1 protein-coding gene is annotated in these 558 nt (G+C 67.2%); it reads right to left on the bottom strand.

Annotation, left to right across the window (positions count from 1 at the left end; all coding sequences use genetic code 11):
• On the bottom strand, positions 1 to 558 hold a 558-nt coding region (locus FS320_RS44885; RefSeq protein ID WP_192926448.1), incomplete at both ends, for an IS91 family transposase.

Raw genomic sequence — 558 nt, 5'->3', positions numbered from 1 at the left:
CGAACGCTTTGGCGTCGGCTAAGTCCGTATGCGCTCCAAAGAACCTCAAATGCCCGGCCGCATGAGCGGTGGCGAGCTTGTCCAGGATCAGCCGCCGGAACAGCTTTGAGAGGATCCGCACGGGCAGGAAGAAGTTGGGCCGACATGCGATCCATCGCGTGCCGTCAGGGGACAGCCCGCCGCCTGGCACGATCATGTGCACGTGCGGGTGGTGCGTCATCGCCGAGCCCCAGGTGTGCAGCACGGCGGTGAGGCCGATCCGCGCCCCGAGGTGCTTAAGATCGGCCGCAAGGGTGAGGGTGGTCTCGGCCGCGGCCTTGAACAGGAGATCGTAGACCACCGCCTTGTTGGACCAGGCCAGATCCGCGATCGCGGCCGGCAGCGTGAACACCACGTGGAAGTAGGGCACGGGCAGCAGTTCGGCCTCGCGCTCCGCGAGCCAGTCCCGGGCCGCCGCGCCCTGACACTTGGGGCAATGACGATTGCCGCAGGAATTATAGGCGATGCGGGTGTGGGCACAGTCCTCGCAGGCCTCGACATGGCCGCCGAGCGCCGCCG

The sequence above is a fragment of the Microvirga tunisiensis genome (assembly GCF_009296175.1).
GTDB classification, from domain to species: Bacteria; Pseudomonadota; Alphaproteobacteria; order Rhizobiales; family Beijerinckiaceae; genus Microvirga; species Microvirga tunisiensis.
This window is presented reverse-complemented; position numbering and strand designations above follow the sequence as displayed.